The organism is Candidatus Symbiopectobacterium sp. NZEC135 (assembly GCF_025962695.1).
Genome location: NZ_JAGFPF010000031.1, coordinates 42,672 through 50,880 on the forward strand (window position 1 = coordinate 42,672; position 8,209 = coordinate 50,880).

General features: G+C 54.9%; 9 protein-coding genes. 4 read left to right on the top strand and 5 right to left on the bottom strand.

Features of this window, described 5'->3' with window-relative positions:
• Positions 1-32: 32 nt before the first annotated feature.
• From J5224_RS15365 to J5224_RS15385, 5 genes are all read right to left on the bottom strand, one after another.
• Positions 33-776: an amino acid ABC transporter ATP-binding protein gene (locus J5224_RS15365; RefSeq protein ID WP_264626202.1), complete on the bottom strand. Its 744-nt coding sequence runs from the start codon at positions 774-776 to the stop codon at positions 33-35.
• Positions 757-1,410 (bottom strand): amino acid ABC transporter permease, encoded by a 654-nt coding sequence (locus J5224_RS15370; protein ID WP_222161146.1) that lies wholly within the window; start codon positions 1,408-1,410, stop codon positions 757-759. Before J5224_RS15370 ends, J5224_RS15365 begins: the two co-directional genes overlap by 20 nt.
• Entirely contained in the window at positions 1,410-2,078 is a 669-nt protein-coding gene (locus tag J5224_RS15375; RefSeq protein WP_195314011.1) for an amino acid ABC transporter permease, read from the bottom strand. The genes J5224_RS15370 and J5224_RS15375 overlap by 1 nt, the downstream gene beginning before the upstream one ends.
• 24 nt (positions 2,079-2,102) lie before the next feature.
• Positions 2,103-2,897, bottom strand: a complete 795-nt coding sequence (locus J5224_RS15380) for a transporter substrate-binding domain-containing protein (protein ID WP_264626203.1) — start codon at positions 2,895-2,897, stop codon at positions 2,103-2,105.
• 219 nt (positions 2,898-3,116) lie between these two features.
• On the bottom strand, positions 3,117-3,956 hold the full coding sequence (locus tag J5224_RS15385; protein ID WP_264626204.1) for a MurR/RpiR family transcriptional regulator: 840 nt from the start codon (positions 3,954-3,956) through the stop codon (positions 3,117-3,119).
• 180 nt (positions 3,957-4,136) lie between these two features.
• On the opposite strand from J5224_RS15385, the gene hpxX reads away from it, so the two are divergent.
• The 4 genes from hpxX to J5224_RS15405 all read left to right on the top strand — a co-directional run.
• Positions 4,137-4,328, top strand: coding sequence for an oxalurate catabolism protein HpxX (gene hpxX / locus J5224_RS15390; protein WP_264626205.1), 192 nt, complete (start codon positions 4,137-4,139; stop codon positions 4,326-4,328).
• Positions 4,329-4,342: 14 nt separating this feature from the next.
• Positions 4,343-5,734 carry an AtzE family amidohydrolase gene (locus tag J5224_RS15395; RefSeq protein ID WP_264626210.1) on the top strand — a complete coding sequence of 464 codons (1,392 nt, stop codon included), beginning with the start codon at positions 4,343-4,345 and terminating at the stop codon, positions 5,732-5,734.
• Positions 5,735-6,256: 522 nt separating this feature from the next.
• Positions 6,257-7,459: a glycine betaine/L-proline ABC transporter ATP-binding protein ProV gene (proV, locus tag J5224_RS15400; RefSeq protein WP_264626206.1), complete on the top strand. Its 1,203-nt coding sequence runs from the start codon at positions 6,257-6,259 to the stop codon at positions 7,457-7,459.
• The coding region (locus J5224_RS15405) for an ABC transporter permease subunit (protein WP_264626207.1) at positions 7,452-8,209 on the top strand (758 nt) is incomplete at its 3' end. The genes proV and J5224_RS15405, both read left to right, overlap by 8 nt.

Genomic DNA, 8,209 nt, shown 5'->3' on the forward strand with positions numbered 1-8,209 from the left:
AAAGCAGAAACGTTCGTTGCAAGCGACGGGACTTAGGCCTCCGTCAAACCACGCACCGACGCAATAAACTGTTTGAGTTCGGGGGTCTGCGGGTTAGCGAACAGCGCTCGGCTGTCCCCCTGTTCCCACACGGTGCCTTCATGCATAAACACCACCCGATCGCCCACTTCCCGGGCAAAATTCATTTCGTGTGTGACCAAAATCAGCGTCATACCTTCTGCCGCCAGTTGCTCCAGCACTTTCAGCACTTCGCCCACCAGTTCAGGATCGAGCGCCGAGGTAATTTCGTCGCACAGCAGCACTTTGGGGTTCATCGCCAGCGCACGGGCAATCGCCACACGCTGCTGCTGACCGCCAGACAGGTTGGCGGGTGAGTAGTGCAGACGTTCGCTTAAACCGACTTTCGCCAGCATCTGCTCTCCCAACGCACGGCTCTCCGCTTCGCTTTTTTTCAGCACTAAACGGGGTGCCAGCATCACGTTTTCCAGCGCGCTCATGTGCGGGAACAGGTTAAAGTTCTGAAACACCATGCCCACTGAACGGCTGATTTCACGCGCTTGCGAATCACGGTTGGTCACGGTTACGCCGCCGAGCTTGATGCTCCCTTCCTGATAGCCCTCCAGGCCGTTAATGCAGCGCAACAACGTGCTTTTTCCCGAGCCACTGCGCCCGATGATGGAAATGACCTCGCCCATATCGATATCCAGATCGACGCCTTTCAGGACGTGGTTCTGCCCGTAGTATTTCTGCACCTGATTAATGGTGATGAGCGGCATTGAATTTCTTCTCCAGATAGCGGCTGTAATAGGACAGCGGATAACACATCAGGAAGTAGCCCAGAGCGACCAGGCCAAAGACCTTGAAAGGTTGATAGGTGACGTTGTTCAGCATGGTGCCCGCTTTGGTCAATTCGATAAAACCGATGATCGATGCCAACGCCGTCCCTTTGATCACCTGCACCGAAAACCCCACCGTGGGTGCGATGGCAATGCGCATGGCCTGCGGCGCGACCACCCGACACAGCGTTTGACCAAAGCTCAGCCCGAGACAGCGTGACGCTTCCCACTGCCCCTTTGGCAAGGCCACGATGCTGCCGTGCCAGATATCCACCAGAAATGCGCTGGTAAACAGCGTCAGCGCCAGTGCCGCAGCGGTCCAGGGACTGACATCAATGCCAAACAGGCCAAGGCCAAAAAAGGCCAGGAACAGCTGCATCAACAGCGGCGTTCCTTGAAACACACCGGCATAGAAATGCGTAAAACGTACCGCCCAACGGCGCTGGCTTAGCCGCACCAACAGTAGCGGCAATGTCACCAGCGCGCCGCCGAAAAAAGCCGTCAGCGAGAGCAGCAGTGTCCAACGCGCCGCCAGCAGCAGGTTGCGCACGATATCCCAATCGGTAAAGTTCATCATCCGTGCGTTCTCCCGAGTAAACGGCGGCCCGCCATCATCAGCAATTGCCGCATCAACAACGACAGCGCCAGATAAAACAGCGTGGTAACCAGATACACCTCAAAGCTGAGAAAGGTGCGCGATTGAATCAGGTTGGCGGCAAAGGTCAGCTCTTCATAAGAAACCTGCGATACCACGGATGAACCGAGCATCACGATAATGCACTGGCTGACCAGCGCCGGATAAATACGCTGCATAGCCGGAGGCAAGATAACGCGAACAAAGGTTTGCATGCGTGTCAGCCCCAGCACGCGCGCGGCTTCCCACTGCCCTTTCGGCGTAACCTGAATGCCCGCGCGGATAATTTCCGTGCTGTAGGCTCCCAGGTTAATCAACATCGCCAGCAGTGCGGCTTCACCCGCCGTCAGTTTCCAGCCGAGCGTTGGCAGGCCAAAAACGATGAAAAACAGCTGCACAACAAACGGTGTATTGCGGATCAGCTCAACGTATAGCCCCCACAGGCGGCTTGGCAGCGAAGGGCGACCACTGCGTAATGCCGCGCCACAGATGCCGATGGCAATACCGCCAAAGGTCGCCATGGCCGTCAACTGGACCGTCACCCACAGCCCCGCGAGCAGTTCGGGCCAGTAAGGCCACAGCGCGGCAAAATTCAGTTGATAGGTCATGGCATCTCTCCCTTAGGCACCCGGTTATTCAGTCAGCAGGCTGGCGGGCAATGGCGCTTTGAGCCACTTTTCAGAGAGCGCATTCAGGGTGTTATCCGCCAACGCCTGGGCAATCAGCGCATCGACTTTGGCTTGCAGCGTTGTTTCCCCTTTCTTGATGCCGATATAGCACGGTGAGTCTTTCAGCATAAATTTGGCAACCGGAGCCTTGGCGGGGTTTTGTGCCGCAATGGCAGCCACCACCAGGTTACCGGTCGCGATATACTCCACCTGCCCGGACAGATACGCCGACAGCGTGGTGTTGTTATCCTCATAGCGTTTGATCTGCGCCGCTTTCGGTGCGATTTCACTCAGTACCATGTCCTCTACGGCACCACGCGTTACCCCGACGCTTTTGTCTGCCAGCTGCTGCGCATCGCTCACCGTACCGGCCTGCGGACCAAACACCCCGAGAAAGAACGGCGCATAGGCACGGCTGAAATCGATCACTTTTTCACGTTCGGCGTTTTTACCCAGACTGGAGATCACCAGATCCACTTTATTGGTTTGCAGATAAGGCACACGGTTAGCGCTGGTCACCGGCACCAGTTGCAACTTTAGTTTCATCTCTTGCGCCAGATAGCGGGCGACGTCGATGTCATAGCCTTGTGGTTGCAGGTCAGTACCGACTGAACCAAACGGTGGAAAGTCTTGCGGTACTGCAACGCGTAACACGCCACGCTGTTCAATATCCTGAAGCTGATCGGCAACCGCGTTGCCCGCTTGTGCCACTAACAGCAGTGCGCCAGCCAGCGCGATAAGGTGTTTTTTGATGCCCATTGCGTATCTCCTGGTTGAGAGTCAGATGAAACCAAAAGTTCTTAATAAGCGATAAGTGAAACTATCGTTTCACAGATTAAGCAAAGGGCATGCCAGTCTTAAAAAACGTGATAATCAGGCATAGCAAGGGGGGAAACGAGCTAACAGCGCGTAAAACACGCAAAAATGCAGCGCAGCGTGAGCACTAAAAAAGTGCAAAAGCACTCTTTTGGCGCGCGCTTAGCGCTGCTCTAATTCATCCAGGTGGGTATAAAGATCGGCTATCTGATGAATACGTTGACGACCTTGCTGCAACATTTCATGCAGTAACGCATTGCTGAGCAAGCCAGCCAGACTCATGGCTGCACTGTAGCTATCAAAGGCGGAAACGCTGTCCAGCGGCAGACACAATGACCAGGTAGCAAAGGGAAATAAGCCGTTGGCCTGCGGTTCACAGATCAGTACAACGGGTATCTGACGCGCCTGCAACTGTGCCAGTAACGGCTGGATAACGCGCGGGCGGCGACGAAACGCCACAACAACCGCGACATCCTGTGGTTCCAGGTCAGCAATCTCTTCCGACAGCGTCTGCCCCGGTTGGGCCAACAGCGCCACCTGCGCACGCACCTGCATCAATTGCTGGCGCAGATGAAGCGCCACCGGATAGCTATTGCGCAGACCGATGATCGCGACCTGTCGGGCCCGCAGCAACGCATCAATAATGGCACCAAACTGCGCTGGATCGACCCGGTTGATCCACTGCGCCAGGTTCGCCATTTCCTGTTTATAGTGGCGTGCCAGCAGCGTATTGCCCTGAACCGCATCACGGCTCTCGGCCAACGGCATCCCGCTTTGGCGCAGGGTTCTTAGCTCTTCACGCACATCACGGTAGCTGGCATACCCCAACCGTTTGAATAAGCGACTGACTGTCGCTTTCGACACGCCGCTCAGCCGCGCCAGTTCGGCGCTGTTATAGCCAATCACATCGTCGAAATGGGTAAAGATAAAATCGGCAATGCGCTGTTCCTGCCCAGAGAGAGTGCTGTAACGACTGCGTAGCCGCTCATCAATTTGTGTCATGGTGATTCCGTTATCTCTGCGTCACTGCAACTTTCGTTGCAATCACACTACCACAAGCCCATCACCGACATACAATAGGAAAAAACGTCTGCCCTCTCAGTGTCGCAACCATTCTGGAACAACTCTTGCAACACACGTTTCACGCTAACACGTCTGCATCGTGAAACAACAGGAGAACCGATGACCTCTCATGCCCCTGAAACCCTAAGCGCTTATCTGCAACAGATGGAAACCCTGCTGAATCTGCCACTCCCGCCAGAGCGCCATGACGCGGTGCTGCTCCAGTTACAGCGCATCGCAGAGATGGCGCAGCCGCTGATGGACTATCCGCTGGAGATGCAGGAAGAGATCGCGGGGGTGTATCAATTATGACGCTCCCGTTGTCGATGGCGGAACTCACCGCGTTATCCATCACCCAACTGCAACAACATCTGCAACGTGGGGAGCTTGCCGCCCGTGAGATCGCTGACATTACGCTGGATGCCATCGCGCAGCGGCACCCAACGTTAAATGCCTATACCCAGATAACGGGCCAACGTATGCAACAAGAGGCCGATGCGCTGGATGCGAGACGCCTGCGCGGTGAGGTTTTACCACCGCTGGCGGGCGTACCTTATGCGGTAAAGAACCTGTTTGACGTTGCCGGCGAAACCACGCTGGCAGGCGCACAGCTGTTTGCCGACCATCCCCCCGCCAAGCGCGACGCCTTTGCGCTACGCCAGTTAAGCGCCAGCGGTGCTCTGCTTTCCGGCATGCTGAATATGGATGCATACGCCTACGGCTTCACCACCGAAAACAGCCACTACGGCCCGACTCACCACCCACTCGATCCAACCCGTATCGCGGGGGGGTCCTCAGGTGGTTCCGCCGCCGCGGTCGGCGCGGGGCTGGTGCACTTTTCACTGGGCAGTGATACCAATGGATCGATTCGGGTGCCCGCGTCGCTGTGCGGCATTTTTGGCTTGAAGCCAACATTTGGCCGGTTATCTCGTGAAGGTAGCCACCCGTTTGTTGCCAGCCTCGATCATATCGGCCCACTGGCGCGCCGCTCGGAGGATTTGGCCCAAGTGTTCGATGCCTTACAAGGCATTGATAGTGACGATCGTTTTCAGCGTTCACAGCCGCACCTTTCGACGGCTTCCCGCTTGCAGCAAGGCGCTCATGGCCTGCGCAGCGCCGTGCTTTCCGGTTACTTTCGTGAAGCCTGCGATGATGATGCGCGCGATGCCGTGCAACGTGTTGCACACGCGCTGGCGGCCAACGAAGAAAGGACCCTCGCCCAGGCCGAACTGGCTCGCACCGCCGCCTTTATTCTCTCTGCCAGCGAAGGGGGCAACCGTTATCTCTCCGCTCTGCGTCACGCACCTGAAAAATTTGAGCCGCACTCACGTGAACGCCTGACGGCGGGAGCCATGCTACCTTCTGCCTGGTATCTACAGGCTCAGCGCTTTCGTGACGCCTTTCGCCGTCAGGTATTGCCGCTGTTTGAACACGTGGATCTGCTGATTGCCCCGGCGACACCGTGCTGCGCCACCCTTATCGGGCAGGAAACGATGCGAATCAACCACACCGATCTGCCCGTACGCGCCAGTATGGGCATGTTGACTCAGCCTATTTCGTTTGTCGGGCTTCCCGTCGTCACCGTGCCGTTGATGACCAAAAAAGGACTGCCGATTGGCGTGCAACTTATTGCCGCCCCCTGGCGGGAAGATATTTGTCTGCGTGCCGCCTGGGCACTGGAACAATCCGGCGTGGTCAGCGCCATTTCCTGCCCGTAAAGAAGGTGAAATAGCCTTGTAGGGGATGCCTGTGGGCATCCTCTATTTCAATGCCTGTCACGGGTAAATATAAAGCCTTGACAGTATCATTCTCCCCCATTCTATGGGGCAATCATTTTCAGTGTAATCCGAAAATATCCACCACCAAATAGCGATATAAATCACCTTTATCACTGCAATGGCATAAGTAATTTCAAAAAAAATCACAACGTCATTCAACCCCATTATTACCCACAACACACCTAAACGACAAAACCATTTAAAATATAGAATTTTAAAAAACACATGACATTGATATTAAAATAAAAAATAATACAAAATATCAATAAACAATATTTAAATCAGACTGTGAAAAATAAACAAAAATGGACTATACAGCAACATGAAAATGAATATCCCCATAGCATCATTCTCGGCCACAAGGGTTGCCTCAGAATCTGAGTATGGTAGGGTATGGCGTGTTTTCACCTTCATCAGGACCGAAATATAGAACGATAAATCACAGAGGAATTTTATCATTTCATGGCAATAAAACTCGAAGTAAAGCATCTCTATAAAATATTTGGCGAGCACCCTGACAGGGCATTCAAACTGATAGACAAAGGGCTAAACAAAGATCAGATCTTTGAAAAAACCGGTCTCACTGTCGGCGTGAAAGACGCCAATCTGGCCATTGAAGAAGGCGAGATATTCGTCATCATGGGATTATCCGGCTCGGGTAAATCCACACTGGTACGCCTTCTCAATCGTCTGATTGAACCGACTCGCGGTCAGGTACTGATCGACGGCGAAAACATCGCCGAGGTATCAGACACGGAACTGCGCGCCCTGCGCCGCAAAAAAATCAGCATGGTGTTCCAGTCATTCGCCTTGATGCCGCACCTGAGCGTGTTGGCTAACACCGCGTTTGGCATGGAGTTGGCGGGCGTCGATAAAGCACAGCGCGAACAGAAAGCGCTCGAAGCTCTGCAACAGGTGGGTCTTGAAGCCTATGCCAACACTTACCCAGATGAGCTTTCCGGCGGGATGCGTCAACGCGTCGGTCTGGCACGTGCACTGGCAAACGATCCCGATATCCTGCTGATGGATGAAGCGTTTTCAGCGCTCGATCCGCTGATCCGCACGGAAATGCAAGATGAGTTGGTGAAACTGCAATCGCGCCACCAGCGTACCATCGTGTTTATTTCACACGATCTGGACGAAGCCATGCGCATCGGCGATCGCATCGCCATCATGCACGGTGGTGAAGTGATCCAGGTCGGTACGCCGGATGAAATTCTCAATAACCCGGCCAATGACTATGTGCGAACCTTCTTCCGCGGCGTGGATATCAGCCACGTGTTCAGTGCGAAGGATATTGCACGCCGTCGTCCCGTTACTTTGATCCGCAAAACGCCAGGCGTTGGGCCGCGCTCGGCGCTTAAGATCCTACAGGACGATGACCGTGAATATGGCTACGTGCTGGAAAAAGGGAAAAAATTTATCGGCGTCGTGTCTATCGATTCGCTGAAAAAAGCACTGCACGCGCAACAACCGCTGGAACAGGCTTTACTGTCCGACCCTGCCCCGGTGCCCGCAGATATGTCACTCAACGAACTGATTTCACAGGTTGCTCAGGCCCCCTGCGCCGTACCGGTCATCGGTGAGAACAGTGAATATATCGGCATTATTTCCAAGGGCATGCTGTTACAGGCATTAGACAAGGAGGGCAGCAACAATGACTAACGCAACCCATCCGTGGGACACCACGCAAACACCGGTCAATGCTGCCGAACAGGCAGCCACCAGCAGCAATGGCGATCCTTGGTCATCGGCAGCACAAAGTGCTTCGGCTTCGGGTGACACTGCCACCAACAGCGCGGATGCGTGGGGTGCACCCGCTCAGGATGCCGCCCAGTCTGGCGCTGATTGGCTGAACAGCGCCCCAGCACCGGCTCAGGAGCACTTTTCACTGTTAGATCCGTTCAAAGATACGTTGATTCCGTTGGATCATTGGGTCACCGGAGGGATCGATTGGCTGGTGCTGCATTTCCGTCCGCTGTTTCAAGGCATTCGCGTGCCGGTTGACATCATTCTCAATGGTTTCCAGCAGGCGCTGTTAGGCATGCCAGCCCCGGTCGCCATTTTGGTGTTCTCCCTTATCGCCTGGCAGATGTCATCACTGGGTATGGGGGCGGCAACGCTGATATCGCTGGTTGCCATCGGAGCTATCGGTGCCTGGCCACAGGCCATGGTCACGCTGGCACTGGTATTAACCGCCCTGTTCTTTTGCATGCTGCTTGGTCTGCCGCTCGGCATCTGGCTGGCGCGCAGTGAGCGTGCGGCAAAAGTGGTGCGCCCATTGCTCGACGCCATGCAAACCACTCCGGCGTTTGTCTATCTGGTGCCGATTGTCATGCTGTTTGGCATCGGGAATGTGCCCGGCGTGGTGGTCACCATTATCTTTGCGCTGCCGCCGATTGTGCGTTTGACCAT